The organism is Bradyrhizobium sp. SYSU BS000235 (assembly GCF_049747295.1).
In the GTDB taxonomy this organism is placed as follows: domain Bacteria; phylum Pseudomonadota; class Alphaproteobacteria; order Rhizobiales; family Xanthobacteraceae; genus Afipia.
In genome coordinates, this window is record NZ_JBMHJM010000001.1 from 2,341,471 (window position 1) to 2,361,625 (window position 20,155).

Below are 20,155 nucleotides of genomic sequence, written 5' to 3' on the forward strand. Positions count from 1 at the left end.
CTGAATCCGCTTATGTGCCGGCGATGAAGAAGGATGCCAGACGCTGACTGATGTTGTCGGCAATCACCTTGGATGCGCGGTCTTCCGCATCACGCAACGCGCGGGACCCCGCAAACCGCTGAGCTTGACCCGGAATATCGTAAGAGACACGCGAGAAGGTCGTACCGGTCAGCACCGTCTTGTCGGTCGCGTTGTCTTTCAGTTCGTAGGTCGCATCGATTCCGTAGTTTTCCAAATCCGGCCGTGCGGTAGCCGGATCGACGATCACTGACAAACGACTTGTGGTGATCCGGATCAGCAGGCGGTGAGTTGGCGGTCCGCCAACGGCGCTGCCGTACATGCTGAACATCAGTGTATTGCGGATATTGACGCCAAGCCGCGCCTCGCGCGATCCGTTCGGCAGCTTGAGGGGAGGGACTTCGACACCCTGGAGCTTTTCACGCAGTGCCGGCTCGCCATTCGTTCCGCGTTCCGCATACATCGGCTGGAAACAGCCAGCGACCGTAGCAGCCAAGGCTGCCACGACTGCCAGCCGGGCAGCGATGCGCTTATTAAACCACGACATTCACGATCCTCTGCGGAACGATAATCACTTTGCGCGGGGATTTCCCGTCCAAGGCCGATTTTACCGTATCGAGGGCCAAAACGGCAGCCTCAATTTCCGGATTTGCGGCATTTCGGGCGACCGTGACATCCGCGCGCTTTTTGCCATTAACCTGTACGGGCAGCGTAATTGTGTCGTCGACCAACAAATTGGCTTCAATTTCTGGCCATTGGGCCTCCGAAACCAGGCCCTGGTGCCCCAGGATCTGCCAGCATTGCTCGGCGAGGTGCGGCATCATGGGGGAGATCAGCCGCAGCAGGATATCAAAAGCTTCCCGGCTGGCTGCCGCCACGGCCGTATTGGTCTCGAGCAGTTTCGCCGGTCCGTCGACGACATCCGCCAGGACGCCAACAAATGTGTAGAGTTTGGCGATCGCCGTATTGAAGCGGAGCCGCTCAATGGCACTGGATACGTCAGCAAGAGTCCGGTGGGCGGCGCGCCGCACCGTCAGCACGGCCTCGTTGTTGAGGTCGGTCAGCGGCGTACCCGACGGCGGCAAATGCGGAGCCGCGATGTTCACGAGACGCCAGATACGCTGCACGAAGCGGTTGGCGCCCTGAACGCCTTCTTCGCTCCAGATCACATCGCGATCCGGAGGCGAGTCCGACAACATGAACCAGCGCGCCGTGTCCGCACCGTAGGTCCCGATGATGTCGTCGGGATCGACGGTGTTGCGCTTCGACTTCGACATCTTCTCGATCGAGCCGATCTCGATCGGTTCGCCCGTTGTCAGCAGCGATCCGCGGCGTGTCTTGCCGTCGCCTTCAATCGTGACTTCGGCGGGAGATGCAAAGGTACCGTCCGGTTTCTTGTAGGTTTCATGGACGACCATGCCTTGCGTGAACATGCCGGCGAACGGCTCGTCCATGCCGATGTGCCCCGTCGCTTTCATCGCGCGGGTGAAGAAGCGACTGTAGAGCAGATGCAGGATCGCGTGCTCAACGCCACCGATGTATTGATCGACGGGCATCATGCGGTCGACCACATCGCGCGTGGTCGGCGTGTTCTCGTTCCAAGGATCGGTAAAGCGCGCGAAATACCATGACGAATCGACGAACGTATCCATGGTGTCCGTCTCACGCCGCGCGTGCGCGGTGCCGCATTGCGGGCAGGAAACGGTTTTCCATTTGGTGTGGCGGTCGAGCGGATTGCCGGGACGATCGAATTCGATGTCGTCGGGCAACTGCACCGGCAGGTCTTTGACCGGTACGGGCACGACGCCGCAAGTCTCGCAGTGAATGATCGGAATCGGACAGCCCCAATAGCGCTGACGTGAGATTCCCCAATCACGCAGGCGGAAATTGACCTGTCGCTGCGCCACCGCACGATTGCCGAATGTCGCGCTTTCGAGACGCTTGGCGATTTCTTCCTTGGCCTCGGTAATGGTCATGCCGTCGAGGAAGCGCGAATTGATCATCCGGCCGTCGCCGTCATAGGCGGTGTCGGTGATGACAAAACTCGCGGGATCCTGCCCCTCGGGGCACACCACCGGGATGTTGCCGAGCCCGTATTTGTTGACGAAGTCGAGGTCGCGCTGGTCATGCGCAGGGCAGCCGAAGATTGCACCCGTGCCGTAGTCCATCAGCACGAAATTCGCGACGTACACCGGCAATTGCCACGATGAATCGAGCGGATGAACGGCCTTGATGCCGGTATCGAATCCCTGCTTTTCGGCGGTATCGATTTCCGCCTGCGCGGTGCCGGTGTGACGGCATTCCTCAATGAATGACGCCAGTGCGGGATTTTTCTTTGCAGCCTCCGCAGCCAGCGGGTGGTCTGGCGACAAGGCCACGAACTTTGCCCCGAACAGCGTATCGGGACGTGTTGTAAAGATCTCGACCTCGCTCTCTCCCGCCGGAGTCGTCTTTGTGTCGAGGGCGAAGCGAACAAGCAGACCTTCCGAACGGCCGATCCAGTTGCGCTGCATGATGCGCACCTTGTCGGGCCAGCGATCCAGGGTATCGAGCGCAGTGAGAAGCTCGTCTGAATATTTGCTGATCTTGAAGAACCATTGCGTCAGTTCACGCTGCTCGACCAGTGCACCGGAGCGCCAGCCTCGGCCGTCAATCACCTGCTCGTTGGCGAGCACGGTCTGATCCACGGGGTCCCAGTTCACCTTTGACTGCTTGCGCTCGACCAGTCCCGCTTTCAGGAAATCGAGGAACATGCGCTGCTGGTGCTTGTAGTAGCTTGGATCGCAGGTGGCGATCTCGCGGTTCCAGTCCAGCGACAGCCCCATCGACTTGAGCTGCTTTTTCATGGTGGCGATGTTTTCGTAGGTCCATTTCGCCGGATGCGTCTTGTTCTGCATCGCCGCGTTTTCCGCCGGCATGCCGAAAGCATCCCACCCCATCGGATGGAGCACGTTGTGGCCTTTGGCCCGCATATAGCGCGCCACCACGTCGCCCATGGTGTAATTGCGGACGTGACCCATGTGGATGCGCCCCGACGGATACGGGAACATCTCGAGCACGTAGTATTTCGGCTTCGGGTTGTCGTTGCGGGTGGAGAAAATCCCCCGCTCCTCCCAAAGGCGCTGCCAGCGCGGTTCGGTTTCGCGGGCGTTATAGCGTTCGGTGCTCATGGATGGATCGTCTGCCAGAGGATGGAAAGCGGCAGACTAGTGTCCTGAATCCGAAGTTCGCCTCATTATGCAGCGCATCCCGTAGCGAACTTCGGATTCAGAAGGACACTAGCAAACCTATGATTCTAGTGTGGTTCAGGTTCAGAAGTTCGCTTGAAGGATGCGCAGAGAAAATAATGAAGCGAACTTCTGAACCACCACACTAGCCACAAAAGACCGCGCTGGGTCAACGCCTTGCCGACTATCCGGCGAGCGACATTTGCTGTTTGGCGGCCGGGACCAGCGCATGCTCCACCACGGTGTTCCGGCCCTGGCGTTTCGCGGCATAAAGGGCCGCATCCGCGGCCTCCAGCAGGTCGTCCTGGGGCTGGCTATCTCCCGGCGTGACGGTTGCAACCCCGACGCTGACCGTGACGGATTGATAACTGCTCGTGCGGTGTGGAACAGCGAGCTTTTCCACCGCTGCGCGCACGATTTCAGCAACCTGCATGGCTCGGGCGGCGTCGCGGGCCGGCAGCAGCAGGCAGAACTCTTCTCCGCCATAGCGCGCCGCGAACCCGGCATTCTGATCGGCGATGGCGGCGAGCACCTCACCGACCCGGCCAAGACAAGTGTCCCCTTCGAGGTGCCCGTAGGTATCGTTGAATAACTTGAAATAATCGACGTCGATCATCATCAGGGACAGCGTCGTATCGGTCTGGATGGCCTTCATCCACTCGAATTCGAGACGGCTCTGGAAACCTCGGCGATTGGCAAGGCCGGAAATCATGTCGATTGAGGCAATGACGGTCAGCCTGTCATTGGCCGCGAGCATTTCACGCTCACGTTCGGACAACTGCGAAGCCATCTCGTTGAAGGCTTCGGCCAGCGGCACGAATTCGCGGGGCAACGCCGCTTTCGACGCGCGAGCTGACAGGTCGCCTTCGCCGAATCGGTTGGTCATGTCAGTCAGGACCTCGATCGGCCGAATAATGAGCCGTTCACCCGCGATCCAGGCACCCAGCAGCGCGAGAATTCCGACCAAGGCCAGTTGCAGGTAGGCGGTCCAAATATCGCGATCGATATCGCCCAGCATTTTGGCTTCATTGACGCTGACGATGAGACGGGCGCGCGTTCCCTTTACGCCGGCGAATGACACAGCTTGTTTGTCGCCGTTCGCGGACTCAAACATAATGGAGCCGGATTCGCGGCCCTGGTTGATTTCGCGGAGCGTGACGGCTTCCAGGAGCGATGTGTCCTTGAGCGGATGGCCGATCAGGCCCGCGTTTTCCGGCCGGGCCGCAAGGATGACACCTTTACTATCGACGAGCAGCACGGACACGCCGGCACGATCGCCCCGTTTGCTCATCAGCTGCGACATCCATTTGAGGTCGATCGCAGCGATCACGACCGCCTCTTCGCCACCGTGAATGGCTGATACGGGATAAGCTGCCATAATCGTCGGCAAATTGGCTGCCCGGCTGAAGATATAGTCGCTGATGACGAACTCATGGAATTCGCGCGCGTGTTTGAAGTAGTTGCGGTCGCTCAGATCGAGCCCGACCACGCTCTGTTCGGTCGAACATCTGACGATGCCGTCTTTCCCGATAATCGATAAGCTTCGGATCCACGGCAGGTCCACGCGCAGACTGGCGCGCATGATTGCGCAGCCTCGCCCCTGATGGGATGCTGCGGAGTAGATGTAGGCGGAGGATTGCAGGACGGCCTGCACGGTTGAAATGATTTCCCGCTGCGCATCGGCCGTATGCTGGGCCAATTCGGAGAGTTCATTGGCAGCCAGTGAGACTTGTTTGGCGCGGCTATCCTCAAGCAGGCGTACCCGATCGACCATCAGAGGAACAACGAGAATCAGCGCAAGCAACACCAGACGCGCGCGGATTCCCCAAAGCGTCTTGAGTTTTAAGGTGTTGCGGCCAAAACTGGCAATCGACATCTGGTATCCCCTTGCCCCGCTGGGACACTAGATTAAAGGGTTCAAGAAGCCTTTCTTCGATTCGCTAAAATTGGAACGATCTGGATCTTTTCGAATGGCCGAACCGATGCCGCCTGACAATGGACCATCCGACGCCTCAAAGGGCCTCGCAGCGGTGGAGAGTGATATCGCGCGCGCGTGCAAGGACGCACGTCGGGACCGATCTTCGTTAACCCTGATTGCTGTATCGAAAACGTTCGACGCGAAAGCAATCACGCCTGTCATCGAAGCTGGACAGCGTGTTTTTGGTGAAAACCGGGTGCAAGAAGCGAAAGGAAAATGGCCAGATTTGACGGCTGCCAATCCCGACATCGCTCTGCATCTGATCGGACCATTGCAATCCAACAAGGCGAAAGAGGCGGTGGCGCTGTTCGATGCGATTCATTCGGTGGATCGACCGAGCATCTGTGAGGCGCTTTCGAAGGAAATCATTAAGCAAGATCGGCGTCCGCACCTGTTCGTGCAATTGAACACCGGTGAAGAACCGCAAAAGGCCGGGATTGCGCCGGCCGATGCCGATGCATTCCTTGCACGCTGCCGGGATGTCTACGGCCTTCAGATTTCCGGCTTGATGTGCATTCCGCCGGTCGATGAAGCGCCAGCACCGCATTTTGCGTTGACCGCCAAAATTGCTGCGCGCAATGGCCTGAAACAATTATCGATGGGAATGAGCGCCGATTTCGCCATCGCGATTCAGTTCGGCGCGACCCACGTCAGAGTGGGTTCGGCGATCTTCGGTCACCGCTGATCGGCTCGCTCTCACGATGTGATGACAATGCGCGTCGCCGGACCAATGCGGGACAGCAAACGCAGCATGGCGTTTTTTGTCATGCCGACGCATCCGGCGGTCGGTGAAAAGTTGTTGCGGGCGAGGTGAAGGAAAACGGCACTCCCCCGGCGGGCAACGCGCGGCTTGGTGTTGTGGTCGATTTCGATGATGAAGTCATAGAGGTGATCGTCCCGCATGAGCCGATCACCACCCTGACTGTGGTTGAGCCGGACGGCGCGATTGTAGTGCCGGTCCGCCGGGTCTTCCGACCAGGCGTCTTCCGGGCGGATCCGGCGAATCGGGAGGTGGGTCAAAGGCCGACCATGGCGATCCGCGCGCCACCACACCCGTACCGGTTGAAATGTGCCGCGGGGTGTGCCCCCATCGCCTTCGAATTTGTTGGCCCTGATTCCGCCACGTCCAAGCGCGACGGGTATAGTATGCGCTCCGGCGATCAGCCAACCTCGGCTAGGATTGCCGGCAGCAGCGCGGATTCGTACGACAGGCAACGGCCGATCACGGAACAGTGTTCTGCAAGTCCTTGGAAAAGCTTCACTTCCCATGCCTGAGTGCAACTCCCGCTTGCCCTTTTGTCTGCAAATGTTCTATTTCGCCAGGTTTTTAGAGAGCTTTCGCTTCCGGGGTCGCTCCCAGAAACCTTTATTCGAAACCAAGACCTAAAGGATTGGACGCAATGGCCAACGCCCGCAAGATCCTCATCGTGGACGATGACACTGATCTGCGCGAAGCCCTGGTGGAGCAGCTGTCGCTGCACGAGGAATTCGAGGCATCCGCCGTCGATACGGGTGCCAAAGGTGCCCAAGCCGCTAAAGTCAATTCACCCGACCTTGTCCTGATGGATGTGGGCCTGCCTGATACGGATGGCCGGGAAGTGGTTCGCAGCCTCCGCAAGGGCGGCTTCAAATCGCCGATCATCATGCTCACCGGTCACGACACCGATTCGGACACCATCCTTGGGTTAGAATCCGGGGCGAATGATTACGTCGCGAAACCATTTCGCTTTGCTGTCCTGTTGGCGCGCATCCGCGCCCAACTCCGCCAGCATGAAGCCAGCGAGGATGCGGTTTTCTCGGTGGGCCCCTACAGCTTCCGCCCGGGCTCCAAGATGCTGACTGGCCCCAATGCCAAGAAGGTCCGGCTGACCGAAAAAGAGACTGCGATCCTTCGATTTCTCTATCGGGCCGGACAGCAGCCGGTCTCTCGCGAAATGCTGCTCCAGGAGGTTTGGGGTTACAATTCTGGCGTGACCACTCACACGCTGGAGACGCACATCTACCGGCTGCGACAAAAAGTGGAGAAAGATGCTGCCAATCCGGAAATTCTTGTGACCGAATCCGGTGGCTATAAACTGGTGCCATGAGACGAATCAACCGACGCACCAGCACCACGGCCCTGAATGGCCATTGAAGACGACATCGCCCTCTTCGCGCGCGTTCCAACCTTGAGTTTGTTGGGTACGGCTGCGTTGCAGGTGCTTGCGATCGGCTCGGAGCAGATTGACTACGAGTTCGGCGAAAAGCTGTTCCACGTCGGCGACAAAGGCGACTCGGGCTTCATCGTGAAGATGGGCTCGTTCCGCATTCTGGACGAGAGCGGTGTCGAGACAGTCGCCGGCCCCAGCGCATTGATCGGTGAGCTCGCATTGATCGTCGCCATGCCGCGGCCGGCGACCGCAACGGCGCTGGAACGATCGTCAGTCCTGCGTGTCTCGCGCAGCCTGTTTCAGCGCGTGCTGGAAAGCCATCCAGATGCGGCGCGCCGTCTGCGCGATGATCTTGCATCGCGCACGACAGCAGTGACCGGCGCCATCTCGAGGCTGACTGCGCGCCTCAAGTAATCCCATGTCAATGACGCAAGTGACGCGCTGCTCGTGTGGCGGTGCAGACGTCCACAAACGAAGGTGCTGCGCAATCACGCGAACTTCGGAATCGGGACACTAGGTGTCGAATGTTGCCGTCACGGGCACGTGGTCGGATGGGCGCTCCCAGCTTCGGGCATCCCGCATGATTGTGAAATCAATGATGCGCTCGCCGAGCGCTTGCGACGTCCAGATGTGATCGAGCCGCCGGCCACGATCGCCGACTGTCCAGTCCGCAGCGCGATAACTCCACCACGTATAGATTTTCTCAGGCTCTGGAATTCGCTGACGGGCAATATCGATCCAATTGCCTTCAGCCTGGACATTGATCAGCTTTTCGCACTCGATCGGTGTGTGCGACACCACCTTCAGCAATTGCTTGTGAGACCATACGTCATTTTCGTACGGCGCAACGTTGAGATCGCCGACAAGGATATGACGGTCACCTGGCTTCGGATGCAGGGCTTCGCAGGTCTTCATTTCGTCGAGGAATGAGAGTTTGTGCTCGAACTTCGGATTGAGTGCAGGGTCGGGAATGTCGCCGCCTGCGGGCACATAGAAATTGTGCAAGACAAGCGGTTCAGACATTCCGGCTTTTGCTCCGAACGCAACCGAGATGTGCCGTGAATCGATCTTGCCGCAGAAGGTTTGGATGTCGCTGCTCTCGAACGGAAGTTTCGAGACGATGGCAACGCCGTGATAGCCTTTCTGTCCGTTGAGCGCGATGTGCTCATAGCCCAACTGTTTGAAGCGCTTCGCGGGAAACGCATCGTCCGGGCACTTGGTCTCCTGCAAACACAGAACGTCGGGCCGCACGGCCTCGATGAGCTTCGCAGCGAGCTCAATGCGCAGGCGGACGGAGTTGATGTTCCAGGTTGTTACAGTGAAAGGCATGAAAGCTGATCATTCAAGGGAGGGTGCTAAACCGTTATCCGGTTTTGCAGCCCTGCTCCAGTCCGCCAGCCTCATGCGCACTAGTTGTTCGGGATCTGATAGTTGGTGTAGTCGATCCTGAACATGCCTGGATCGAGCTTCTTCGTCGTATCGAGATTATAGACCGCGACCGTTGTGTCGTAGCCCTGCGGGTCGGTCACGGTCCACTGCTTGAGCTGATTGTCCTTGGCGCCGACCATCAGCATCAGGCGGCTTGTACCAATAAGCGCCTGCTTCTCCTCAATGGTGACGCTGATGAACATATCGTCGGCAGAGACACCAACGAGATTCGTATCGCGCATCAGGTCGATGCGGTCTGAGAGCAGGAAGCGCAACGGCGTCTGCGAGAGCGGATAATTATCCTGCGTTCCGAGCTTGCGGTCACGCACGACCACCGTCGTTCCATCGGACACAATAGCAATCTGACTCGGGGCATCGTACTCGAAGCGGACTTTGCCGGGCTTCTGAATGTAGAAGTCGCCGGTGGTGCGGCTGCCGTCCGGCCCGACCTGGACAAAATTTCCCGAGACGTTCTGAAGGCCAGAGAGATACGCACTGACCTTGCTCGCGAGCGCTTTTTGATTCGCGTCGAATGTCGGCGTTGCCGAACCACCATTGAACAGATTGCGCAGAGCGGGCGGGATCGGATTCGGGAAATTTTGCGATGCTGCCGGGGCGCTTGGTGCCGGCGGAGCGGATCGCTGCTCGGTTGCCCCATCGCGGGGTTTGGGAGCAGGCTTCGGCACCGGAACGGCTTGCGCGAATGCAGACGACATCAGAAACGTCGCCGCGAGCATCGTTGATGCGGTGAGGCGAAGAGACCGTGCCTTGCCGGTACGCAGGTTGAACAGCTGATTGCGGTGAAGTTTTCTCAACGGTCCGTCCTGTCCGGGAATTTGATGTCCGCTGGGCTAGCCCCGAGCTATGGCGATTTCGCGGCTGCGAAGCAACGAGTTAATCACGCAAAACTAGTTGAAACGGTCTTCCTCTTCACCGACCAGGATTTCACGTTTTCCGGCGTGATTGGCCTGTCCAACGATGCCTTCCTGTTCCATGCGCTCCATCAGCGTCGCGGCGCGGTTATAGCCGATCTGCAGCCGGCGTTGAATGTAGCTTGTGGAGGCCTTGCGGTCGCGTTTCACAATGGCAACAGCCTGAGAGAACAGGTCGTTTTCGCCACCACCGCCCATGCCGGTGGAGTCGAATACCGCGCCGTCCTCTTCGGTTTCCTCTTCGGCGGTCACAGCTTCGAGGTATTCCGGCTGGCCTTGAGCCTTGAGATGGCGAACGATCTTCTCGACTTCTTCATCGGAGACGAACGGTCCGTGGACACGACTGATGCGACCGCCGCCGGCCATGTACAACATGTCGCCCTGGCCGAGTAGTTGCTCAGCTCCCATTTCCCCGAGGATGGTACGGCTGTCGATCTTCGATGTGACCTGGAAGGAGATGCGGGTCGGAAAGTTTGCCTTGATGGTGCCGGTGATGACGTCAACCGATGGGCGCTGTGTGGCGAGAATCACGTGCAGTCCCGCGGCGCGGGCCATCTGCGCGAGGCGTTGTACGGTGCCCTCGATGTCCTTGCCTGCAACCATCATCAGGTCGGCCATTTCGTCGACGATGATGACGATGTAGGGCAGCGGCTCGAGCTCGAGCTTCTCTTCCTCGTAGATCGCCTTGCCGGTTTCCTTGTCGAAGCCGGTGTGCACCGTGCGCGTGAGCTCTTCGCCCTTTGCCTTGGCTTCAGCAACGCGGACGTTGTAGCCGTCGATGTTGCGCACACCGAGCTTGGACATGTTCTTGTAGCGCTGCTCCATCTCGCGCACCGCCCACTTCAGCGCGACGACCGCCTTCTTCGGATCCGTCACGACGGGTGTCAGCAGGTGCGGGATGCCGTCATAGACGGAGAGTTCGAGCATCTTGGGATCGACCATGATGAGGCGGCACTGATCGGGCCGGAGCCGATAGACCAGCGACAGGATCATGGTGTTGATGGCAACGGATTTACCCGAGCCGGTGGTACCGGCGATCAGCATATGCGGGGTGCGCGCCAGATCGATAATGACCGGATCGCCGCCGATCGTCTTGCCGAGGGCGAGCGGAAGCTTTGCGTTGCTTTCGGCGGCTTCCTTCGCCGTCAGAAGTTCACGCAAATAAACCTTCTCGCGCTTCAGATTCGGCAGCTCGATACCGATGGCGTTGCGGCCCGCCACCACAGCAACACGGGCGGAGATCGCGCTCATGGAGCGTGCGATATCGTCGGCAAGACCAATGACGCGCGACGACTTGATGCCGGGCGCAGGCTCCAGCTCGTACAGCGTGACGACGGGGCCGGGATTGGCTTTCACGATTTCGCCGCGCACGCCGAAATCCTGCAGAACGCCTTCGAGCGCCCGGGAATTTTCTTCCAGCTCGTCCTTGCTGAGCGTCAGCCGATCCGAGGCTTTTGGTGCTGCGAGGACGGAAATCGGTGGGAGAACGAAAACGCCCTTGCGGCTGGAGGACTTCGGCTCAGCGCGCTTACGTGAGCGGGGCGCCGGTTCTTCCTCTTCCTCGTCTTCTTCTTCCTCTTCTTCCTCGCTCTCTTCTTCGTAGTCCTCGTCTTCGGCTTCCGGGACAAGGGAGGGGCTTCTGCGCCCGGCGCCGATGTTCGGCTCCATCCGCTCAAACGATCGGGCGGCGCGTGCGTCCTCGTTACGCCCGAGCATCATTGCGAAAATTGACGAGAACAAGCGTGTTGCGCGCGCCTTTGCGCTCATGATGGCGTGGACAATCCAGCCGAGCGAAATCGAGCGACGATCGTTGTCCTCGTCGGTGAAATCCTCGTCTTCTTCGTCGATCATCGGCGCGCGTGTGCGTTCGACGATCTTCTCCTGAGATCCCGCGCCGCTTGCGAACAGGAAGCTCGCAATCATCGTTGCGAACAGGATGAGGCCAAAAACCGCGCGATAGATCAAACCGGGCGGACCAAAAACAACGGCAGGAACGCGCACGAGCCCGTCGCCGACCACGCCTCCCAATCCCGTCGGAAGCGGCCACGCGCCACTACGCGGCAGGCAGCTCGCGAGACCACCCGCGACCACCGCGCAAAGGATCCAGCAGGCGATCCGCAAGGCTTCGCGATCAAAAAAGCGATGGGTCAGCAAGCGCCATCCCCACACGGCGATGGGCAGGATCAGCATGATCGAACCGAGGCCGAAAATCTGCATCAGCAAATCGGCGCCGATTGCACCGGGACGCCCGATCAGATTGCGAATGGGACCCGAGGTGGCGTGACTGAGACTTGGGTCCTGCACCGACCATGTCATCAGCGCTGCCGCAATGATGCATGCGAGCGACAGCACGCCGAGTCCTGCGAGCTCGCGTAAGCGCCGCGCGAGCATTTCGCGGATCGGGTCGGAGATCTGGCCGACGATGGGGATGACGCGCTCGATCGCTGGCATGGCGTGATTTAACCCCGCGACTCGTTCAAGACTTCAACCATACGATGCAACCCCTCGGCGGTCGTCTCGCTGTCCTGCACCATGGCGACGCGAATGTATCCGGCGCCAGGATTGCTGCCGTCGGCTTGGGCGCGCGCCAGATAGCTTCCCGGAATGACGCGGACACCGCCTTCCTTGAAGAGCCTGACGGTCGCGGCTTCATCGCCGCCGTAGGCCGAGACATCGAGCCAGATGCAGAAGCCGCCGGCCGGCCGGCGGTAGCCGAATCGTTCGCCGAGAATCTGATCTGCAAGATCGAACTTGATTTTGTAGAGACGCCGATTTTCCTCGACGTGAGTTTCGTCGCTGTAGGCAGCCACAGCGACATGCTGCAGCGGCACCGGCACCTGCGGAGCGGCGACGTTGCGCAGCTCGTGAAAGCGGCTGAGAAACGCCTTGTCACCGGCGACAAAGCCGACGCGCATTCCCGGCAGGTTCGATCGCTTCGAGAGCGATTGAAATGCCACCACGTTGGCAAAATTCGGCCCGGCGGAACTCAGGATGCTGCCTGGCGCCCGCTCGGTATAGATCTCGGAATAGCATTCATCGCTGAGCACCATGAATCCGTGGCGATTGGCGAGCTGGGTGACCCGATCGAAATAATCCCGAGTCGCGACCGAGCCCTGCGGATTGGCAGGTGAGGCGAGATAGAAGGCTACGGTTCGATCAAGCGTTGCTGCGTCGAGAGAATCCAAATCCGGCAGGAATCCATTCTCTCGGGTGGTCGGCAGGAACACCGCCTCGCAACCCGCCGCCCGCGCACCGGCGGCATAGGCCGGGTAAAACGGATTGGGCATCAGGATCGCCGGGGTGCCCTTGCGCGGGCTGACATAGCGGCTCGCCGCGATGGCTGCGAAAAACAGCCCTTCACGGCTGCCGTTGAGCACGAGGACCTCGGTCTCCGGATCGAGGACACGGCCCAAGTCGAATCGCTTCGAGGCCCAGCCCGCTGCGGCCCGGCGAAACGGCTCAATGCCCTTGGCGATCGGATAGCGTCCGAAATCGGCGATATGGTTCGCGAGAATGGGGCCGACAAAACCCGGGACGGGATGCTGCGGTTCGCCAAGTGACATATTTATCAATGGCTTACCTGGCTTATGCGAGCTCAGGAGGTCCGCCAGCCGGGCAAAAGGCGAACGCTCGCCGTCTTGGGCGCCGGCACCTGGAGCCGTGCGGGAAGAAGCGGTCATCGCCATTGTAAAAACGCCAATACTTGAGGGTCCGTCGAAAGAGGATCAGGTCGCGCAAAACTGATCACGTCACCATAGGTTCTGCGAGGTTAAGACGCGATTAACCATCGGTTTTTCCTAGTGTCCTGGATCCGAAGTTCGCCTCATATTGCAGCATATCCGTAGCGACCTTCGGATCCAAAAGGACACTGAACCTTAGTTTTGCTAGTGGTCCTTTGATTCTAACGTTCGCAAGCGTGCCTGCCCAGACGGGATGCGAACGTCAGAATCAGACCACTAGCCCACTTCAGGGCAAATCAAGGGCTGAAAAAGTGAAGGGCCCCAGCTTGCGCTGGAGCCCTTCGACGGACGGGGCTTTGCCGGGTTTGTGCCCCAACCGTTGTCTCACATGTTGTAGGCGCGCTCGGTGTGTTCGGTGACGTCGAGACCCTCGCGTTCCTTGTCGACGGTGACGCGGAGGCCGACGACGACGTCGACGATCTTGAACAGGACCGCCGACCCGAGACCCGACCACACCAGCGTGGTGCAGACGCCCCAAATCTGGGAGGTCATCTGGGCTGCGAAGTCGTACTCGCCGATCTTGCCGGCGACGTAGTCCATCACCCCGGTACCGCCGAGGGCCGGATTGACCAGAATGCCGGTGCCGAGCGCGCCGATGATGCCGCCGACGCAGTGGATGCCGAACACGTCGAGGGAGTCGTCATACTTGAGTGCGTTCTTCACGACGGTGCAGAAGAACAAGCAGACCACGCCGACCACAAGGCCAAGCACGATCGCGCCCATCGGACCGGAGAAACCGGCCGCGGGGGTCACTGCCACGAGACCTGCAACGGCACCGGACAGGGCACCGAGCAGTGAGGGGTGTCCCTTGATCATCCACTCCGCGAACATCCACGACAGCGCCGCCGCCGCAGTTGCGACGAAGGTGTTGGTCATGGCGAGGGCAGCGCCGCCGTTGGCTTCGAGGTTCGAGCCGGCATTGAAGCCGAACCAGCCGACCCAGAGCAGGGCCGCGCCGATCATGGTCATGGTCAGCGAGTGCGGAGCCATCAGCTCCTTACCGTAGCCGGTGCGCTTGCCGATGATCAGCGCGCCGACAAGGCCTGCGATACCGGCGTTGATGTGAACGACGGTGCCGCCTGCGAAGTCCAGCGCGCCCTTCTTGAAGATCCAGCCCGCATCGGCGTTGATTTCGTCGAGCTTGGCCTGCGCCGCAGTCTTTGCCGCGCCGTCAGCCGCTGCTGCCAAGGCCTTCGCAGCGTCGGAGATGGCGTCCGGCCCCGGCCAGTACCAAACCATGTGCGCGATCGGGAAGTAGATCAGCGTGACCCAGAGCGGGACGAACAGCGCAAACGCTGCGAACTTCGTGCGTTCAGCAAACGCGCCGACGATCAGGGCCGGCGTGATGGCTGCGAAGGTCAGCTGAAAGCAGAAATATACCAACTCGGAGATATTCGCGTCGACGCTGAAGGTCGCCGCGGCCGAGTCGGTGGTGATGCCGGCCATGAAGGCCTTGGAGAAGCCGCCGATGAAATCGGAGCCGCCGGTGAAGGCGAGGCTGTAACCGTAGACTGCCCAGATCACGGTGACGATGCAGACGCAGTAGAACACCTGCGCCAGCACGGAGAGCATGTTCTTGGAACGAACGAGACCGCCATAGAACAATGCGAGGCCCGGAATGGTCATCAGCAACACGAGAACGGCCGATGTCATCACCCAGGCGTTGTCGCCCTTGTTGATGGTCGGTGCGGCATAAGCGGCGGTCGTGGCAAATAGCCCGACTGCAAGAGCCGCCAATCCCGCGCTGATGGGACGCTTCAACGTCATTTGTTTGTACTCCTGGTAAGATGAGGTTTGCGCGAAATCAGAGGGCCGCGTCGTCAGCTTCGCCGGTGCGGATACGGACCGCGTGGTCGAGAGCCATGACAAAGATCTTGCCGTCGCCGATCTGGCCGGTCTTCGCAGCGGCGGTGATGGCGTCGATGGTCTTGTCGACCTGTGCCGAGGCAACAGCGACCTCGATTTTGATCTTGGGCAGGAAGCTCACCGCGTACTCAGCGCCACGGTAGATTTCCGTGTGGCCTTTCTGGCGGCCGTATCCCTTGACTTCCGTCACCGTGAGCCCGTGGACGCCGATGGCGGTCAGAGCGTCGCGGACCTCTTCCAGCTTGAATGGCTTGATGATCGCCATAACAATTTTCATAGGTTATTCCCCGCTTGGGCCCGATCGGGAGACCGGGCGATCTCGACTGAGGGTCACCACGCGAAGAAAAAGCCCCTCCACGGGCACAGCCTGCACCCGTAGAATCAAATGCCGTGCCAGACCGGCGGAATTCTATAACCTGTTATGATTCTTAAGTTTTTTGCCTTGGGCCGAAGGCGCGCGAGATCGGGCTATTGCGTCGCGCCTAAAAGATCGACAGGCGTGCCGAAAACATGGGCACATCAGCGTGTCGACATAATCCTGCCTACGGACGAGGCAGCAGCGGTTTTACATGGGACCGGGCCGCAAATCGGAACGGAGCTTTCGGCGCGGGACGGAAGCTTATTGAAGGGCTTCGCCATGCTGGGTGATGTCGAGGCCTTCGACTTCATGCTCGTGGGAGACCCGCAGGCCTGACATGATATCGATGGCTTTCAACAGCACGAAAGTTGCCGCTCCCGTCCAGACGAACACCACGGCGGCACCGTAGAGCTGGATCAGAAGCAACTTTGGATTGCCCTCGAGCAATCCGGACACGCCGCCGACCGCCGCGGTTCCGAAAATACCAATGAGCAGCGTCCCAAGCAGGCCCCCGATTCCGTGGATGCCAAAGACGTCGAGGCTGTCATCGTATTTGAAGCGGTGCTTGAGCCATGTGCAGGCCCAGTAACACACCAGTCCGGCTGCGATGCCGATTACGATGCCATGCCATGGTTCGACAAAGCCGGAAGCCGGCGTGATGGTGCCAAGACCGGCGACAGCACCCGAAATCATCCCCAGCACGGAGGGCTTCCGTCGTGTGATCCACTCGATCGCGATCCACGTCAGGGCGCCAGCGCAGGCCGCGAGGTGCGTCGCGAGAATCGCCATCACCGCACGCGAATTGGCCTGCAGCGCCGATCCGCCGTTGAAGCCGAACCAGCCAACCCACAACAGGCCCGTGCCGATCACCGCAAGCGATAGATCGTAGGGCGATAGATTCTCCGTGCCGTAGCCGCGGCGATTGCCCATGACCTTCGCGGCCACCAGTCCGGCAGTGCCGGCGCTCAGATGCACGACGAGGCCGCCTGCGAAATCGAGCACGCCGGCTCGTCCCAGGAAACCGCCGCCCCAGATCCAGTGAGCCAGCGGCACATAGACGAAGGTGAACCAGACAACGCAAAAGATCACATACGCCGAGAAACGCATGCGATCGGCGACGGAGCCCGCCACAAGCGCAACGGTGATGACGGCAAAGGTCATCTGGTAGAGAACGAAAAGAGCTTCAGGAATAGTCTTTGCGAGCGGATTGACGCTGTCCATGGTCATACCGGACAGAAAAACCCGGTCGAACGTACCGAGGACCGCATCATCCCCCACGAACGTCAAACTATATCCGTAGGCAATCCAGAGGATCGAGATCAGTGCCACCGCGGTCAGGCTTTGTGCCATTGTCGCGAGCACGTTCTTCTTGCGAACCATGCCGGAATAAAACAGTGCGAGGCCTGGGATCGTCATCATCAGCACGAAGGCCGTCGCCACGATCATCCATGCCGTGTCGGCGGGTTCGATCTTCGTCGTTTCGGCGAAGGCGGGCGTTGCGACCGCGAAAGCAAACATCGCGACAACAGCCGTCGTTATCCGGGCGGCACGCGGCTGGTCAGTCATGGATTCCCCCGCTTCGGTCGTTTGTGCGGTGGCTCGAAGCACCGCTAGCCGCTGGATGATGAATGTCAGGGTTAGAGAGCGTCGTTGTCGGTTTCGCCGGTGCGGATCCGCACGGCATTCTCGATCGGTGTGACGAACACCTTGCCGTCGCCAATCTGGCCAGTGCGCGCGCCGGCCGTGATCACCTCAACCGCTTTTTCGGCCAAGTCTGTGCCGACCGCAATTTCGATGCGCAGTTTAGGCAGGAAGTTCACGATGTATTCGGCCCCGCGGTAAATCTCGGTGTGGCCTTTTTGGCGGCCATAGCCCTTCACTTCGGTCACGGTCATTCCATGCACGCCAATGGCGGTCAGGGCCTGGCGGACCTCCTCAAGCTTGAAGGGTTTGATGATGGCAGTGATGAGTTTCATGGCAGGGCTTTCTCTGCGTCCAGCATGCTGTTTGGGCAGCATGCCCGTGCTCTTGTACCTATGCCAGCTTTATTGGCAAGGCGCGCAGACAGTAAGCTGGCCGGATGCCTTGTTTTAAGGCAGTTGCGGGCTTTCGAGCCTATCCAGCCATCACGCTTTCGGCTTGATCAGGTCATCGCGCTTTTCACGGAGCGAGCCTTCCTGGGCGACGGACGCCACCAGTGTGCCGTCGGGCTTGAAGATCAGTCCGCGGGCCAAACCCCGCCCCCCGCGCGCGTTTGGGCTGTCCTGGCTGTAAAGCAGCCATTCGTCCGCCCGGAAGGGACGGTGAAACCACATGGCATGATCGAGGCTTGCGGCCATGACGCGGCCGTCGAACAATGTTCGGCCATAGCGCGACATCACCGAGTCCAGCAGTGAGAAATCCGATGCGTAGGCCAGCGCGCACTGATGCAGCGCCGGATCGTCCGGCAACTTCGCGGCCGTGCGAATCCAGATGTTGATGCGCCCGTCCGGGATCTTTTCGCCGAAGTAGCGCTTGAATTCGACGGGGCGCAGTTCGATTGGACGGTCGGATTCATAGTAGCGCTTGATGAATTCCGGCATCTGGTCGAACAGAGAATCTTTCATCAATTCCTCCGCCGTCAGTTTATCCGGCGGCGGCACATCGGGCATTTTGTCCTGATGATTGAAGGAATCCTCTTCCTCGATGTGGAAGGACACCATCATCGAAAAAATCGCATTGCCGTGCTGAATGGCCGTCACGCGACGGGTGGAGTAGCTTTTGCCGTCACGCAACCGCTCGACTTCATAGACAATCGGAATTTGCGGATCGCCCGGCAGGATGAAGTAACAATGGAGCGAATGCGGCATCCGGCCTTCGACGGTGCGGCATGACGCAACGAGCGCCTGCCCAATCACCTGTCCGCCAAATACCCGCTGCCAGCGGGTTTTGGGGCTGTTTCCGCGGAACATATTCACTTCGAGCTGCTCGATATCGAGAATCGACAACAGATCAATCAGGCTCTTTGACATTCACTATGTTCCGATCTGCCGCAGCTCGTGGAGCTGATTTGGATGCGAAGGTTTCCGGTGGTCCGCAAACCCTGATAAAAAGATCCCAGGGCCGCACCTTTCGGCCCCGCGTGCTGCGTCATATTTCCCTTATGGCCGGGCGCGAGGCAAGAGCGGCTGAAAGGTAGCGAAATATCATGTCGTCACAACGAAGTATCGTGATCGGAGGAGGCGCCTTCGCCGGTCTTGGGCTTGCGCTGGCGATCCGTCAGGGGCTGGGACCGGAGCTTCCAGTGGTGGTGGCCGATCCCGCGTTCACCATGCGCCCAAGCCGCGATCCGCGTGCATCGGCCATTGTGGCTGCATGCCGCAGGTTGTTTGAAACGATCGGTGTCTGGAATGACGTTGCGGCCGATGCCCAGCCGATCCTCGATATGGTGGTGACCGACAGCAAACTCGATGACGCGACGCGGCCGACCTTTCTAACCTTCACGGGCGATGTCGCGCCCGGCGAGCCCTTCGCGCATATGGTCGAAAATCGCCTCCTGATCGATGCGCTGGTGAAGCGGGCTGAGGCCGAGGGCATCGAGCTCACTGCGACAGCGGTGTCCACCTATGAGTCGCGTCCTGACGGCACCAAGGTCACGCTGAGTGACGGCCGTGAGATCGAAGCGAGCTTGCTGATCGCGGCTGACGGTGCCCGTTCGAAACTGCGTGAACGTGCAGGTATCGTGACCCACGGCTGGGACTACGATCAATCAGGAATCGTTGTCACGGTCGGACACGAGCGTGATCATCAAGGCCGCGCCGAGGAACACTTCCTGCCGGCGGGGCCGTTTGCGATTCTGCCCCTTAAGGGAAAGCGTTCATCGCTGGTGTGGACGGAAAGCCGGCGCGAGGCTGCGCGCATCGTCGATCTGCCGGCGGATGATTTCAAACGCGAGCTTGAAACCAGGTTTGGGTTGCACCTCGGAGAGTTGCAGCCGCTCGACAAGCCGCGGGCATTTCCGCTCGGCTATTTCGTCGCGCGCTCTTTCATCGCTGAGCGGCTGGCGCTCGTCGGCGATGCCGCGCATGTGATCCACCCGATCGCGGGACAGGGACTTAACATGGGTCTCAAGGACGCGGCGGCCTTGGCCGAGGTGATCGTCGATGCAGCGCGGCTCGGCCTCGATCCAGGTCAGGCGGATGTGCTGGAGCGCTATCAGCGATGGCGGCGTTTCGACACCGTCGCAATGGGTGTCGCGACCAACTCTCTCAATATGCTGTTCTCGAATCACTCAACGCTGCTGCGTACGGTTCGTGACATCGGCCTTGGCCTGGTCGATCGCGTGCCGCCGCTGAAGGGCGCATTCATTCGACAGGCAGCCGGCTTGTCGGGCGAGGTGCCGCGGCTGTTACGTGGTGAGGCGCTTTAAGCCGCAGGACTTTGGTTGACGCGTTTTCCTTGCGCGAACCCACTTCGCTC

At 59.9% G+C, this 20,155-nt stretch carries 17 protein-coding genes; 4 read left to right on the top strand and 13 right to left on the bottom strand.

All coding sequences use genetic code 11. The annotated features are described in order from the left end of the window. Nucleotides 1-10: 10 nt before the first annotated feature. The 3 genes from lptE to ACP0KA_RS10940 all read right to left on the bottom strand — a co-directional run bounded on the left by lptE (nt 11) and on the right by ACP0KA_RS10940 (nt 5,121). Nucleotides 11-565, bottom strand: a complete 555-nt coding sequence (gene lptE, locus ACP0KA_RS10930; RefSeq protein WP_424628812.1) for an LPS assembly lipoprotein LptE — start codon at nt 563-565, stop codon at nt 11-13. Next, nucleotides 552-3,188, bottom strand: a complete 2,637-nt coding sequence (gene leuS / locus ACP0KA_RS10935) for a leucine--tRNA ligase (RefSeq protein ID WP_424628813.1) — start codon at nt 3,186-3,188, stop codon at nt 552-554. The genes lptE and leuS overlap by 14 nt, the downstream gene beginning before the upstream one ends. 241 nt (nt 3,189-3,429) lie before the next feature. Beyond that, the gene (locus ACP0KA_RS10940; RefSeq protein WP_424628814.1) at nt 3,430-5,121 is read right to left on the bottom strand and encodes a diguanylate cyclase domain-containing protein; all 1,692 of its coding nucleotides are present in this window, start codon (nt 5,119-5,121) and stop codon (nt 3,430-3,432) included. Nucleotides 5,122-5,227: 106 nt separating this feature from the next. Between ACP0KA_RS10940 and ACP0KA_RS10945 the strand changes: the two genes are divergently transcribed. Continuing rightward, on the top strand, nt 5,228-5,908 hold the full coding sequence (locus ACP0KA_RS10945; protein ID WP_424631560.1) for a YggS family pyridoxal phosphate-dependent enzyme: 681 nt from the start codon (nt 5,228-5,230) through the stop codon (nt 5,906-5,908). Nucleotides 5,909-5,919: 11 nt separating this feature from the next. Here the strand turns inward: ACP0KA_RS10945 and ACP0KA_RS10950 are convergent, their stop codons facing one another. After that, entirely contained in the window at nt 5,920-6,492 is a 573-nt protein-coding gene (locus ACP0KA_RS10950; protein ID WP_424628815.1) for a L,D-transpeptidase family protein, read from the bottom strand. A gap of 131 nt (nt 6,493-6,623) precedes the next feature. Between ACP0KA_RS10950 and ACP0KA_RS10955 the strand changes: the two genes are divergently transcribed. Beyond that, nucleotides 6,624-7,310, top strand: a complete 687-nt coding sequence (locus ACP0KA_RS10955; protein WP_424628816.1) for a response regulator transcription factor — start codon at nt 6,624-6,626, stop codon at nt 7,308-7,310. Nucleotides 7,311-7,346: 36 nt separating this feature from the next. After that, entirely contained in the window at nt 7,347-7,787 is a 441-nt protein-coding gene (locus ACP0KA_RS10960; protein ID WP_424628817.1) for a Crp/Fnr family transcriptional regulator, read from the top strand. Nucleotides 7,788-7,886: 99 nt separating this feature from the next. On the opposite strand, the gene ACP0KA_RS10965 is transcribed toward ACP0KA_RS10960, so the two are convergent. From ACP0KA_RS10965 to tesB, 9 genes are all read right to left on the bottom strand, one after another. Beyond that, nucleotides 7,887-8,702 (bottom strand): exodeoxyribonuclease III, encoded by an 816-nt coding sequence (locus ACP0KA_RS10965; protein WP_424628818.1) that lies wholly within the window; start codon nt 8,700-8,702, stop codon nt 7,887-7,889. An 80-nt stretch (nt 8,703-8,782) separates the two neighbouring features. After that, nucleotides 8,783-9,538: an outer membrane lipoprotein carrier protein LolA gene (locus ACP0KA_RS10970; RefSeq protein WP_424631561.1), complete on the bottom strand. Its 756-nt coding sequence runs from the start codon at nt 9,536-9,538 to the stop codon at nt 8,783-8,785. Between the two features lie 171 nt (nt 9,539-9,709). Continuing rightward, nucleotides 9,710-12,184 carry a DNA translocase FtsK gene (locus tag ACP0KA_RS10975; protein WP_424628819.1) on the bottom strand — a complete coding sequence of 825 codons (2,475 nt, stop codon included), beginning with the start codon at nt 12,182-12,184 and terminating at the stop codon, nt 9,710-9,712. A gap of 8 nt (nt 12,185-12,192) precedes the next feature. Next, the gene (locus tag ACP0KA_RS10980; protein WP_424628820.1) at nt 12,193-13,419 is read right to left on the bottom strand and encodes an aminotransferase class I/II-fold pyridoxal phosphate-dependent enzyme; all 1,227 of its coding nucleotides are present in this window, start codon (nt 13,417-13,419) and stop codon (nt 12,193-12,195) included. A gap of 378 nt (nt 13,420-13,797) precedes the next feature. Further along, complete coding sequence (locus tag ACP0KA_RS10985) at nt 13,798-15,240, bottom strand: ammonium transporter (protein WP_424628821.1); 1,443 nt, start codon at nt 15,238-15,240, stop codon at nt 13,798-13,800. A 37-nt stretch (nt 15,241-15,277) separates the two neighbouring features. Beyond that, nucleotides 15,278-15,616 (bottom strand): P-II family nitrogen regulator, encoded by a 339-nt coding sequence (locus ACP0KA_RS10990; RefSeq protein ID WP_424628822.1) that lies wholly within the window; start codon nt 15,614-15,616, stop codon nt 15,278-15,280. Between the two features lie 342 nt (nt 15,617-15,958). Then, a complete protein-coding gene (locus ACP0KA_RS10995) occupies nt 15,959-17,215 on the bottom strand; it encodes an ammonium transporter (RefSeq protein WP_424631562.1) in 1,257 nt (418 codons plus the stop codon). Between the two features lie 119 nt (nt 17,216-17,334). Continuing rightward, nucleotides 17,335-17,673, bottom strand: a complete 339-nt coding sequence (locus tag ACP0KA_RS11000; RefSeq protein ID WP_424631563.1) for a P-II family nitrogen regulator — start codon at nt 17,671-17,673, stop codon at nt 17,335-17,337. A 150-nt stretch (nt 17,674-17,823) separates the two neighbouring features. Continuing rightward, nucleotides 17,824-18,708, bottom strand: a complete 885-nt coding sequence (tesB, locus tag ACP0KA_RS11005; protein WP_424628823.1) for an acyl-CoA thioesterase II — start codon at nt 18,706-18,708, stop codon at nt 17,824-17,826. 176 nt (nt 18,709-18,884) lie between these two features. On the opposite strand from tesB, the gene ACP0KA_RS11010 reads away from it, so the two are divergent. Continuing rightward, complete coding sequence (locus ACP0KA_RS11010) at nt 18,885-20,105, top strand: ubiquinone biosynthesis hydroxylase (RefSeq protein ID WP_424628824.1); 1,221 nt, start codon at nt 18,885-18,887, stop codon at nt 20,103-20,105. Nucleotides 20,106-20,155: the final 50 nt, after the last annotated feature.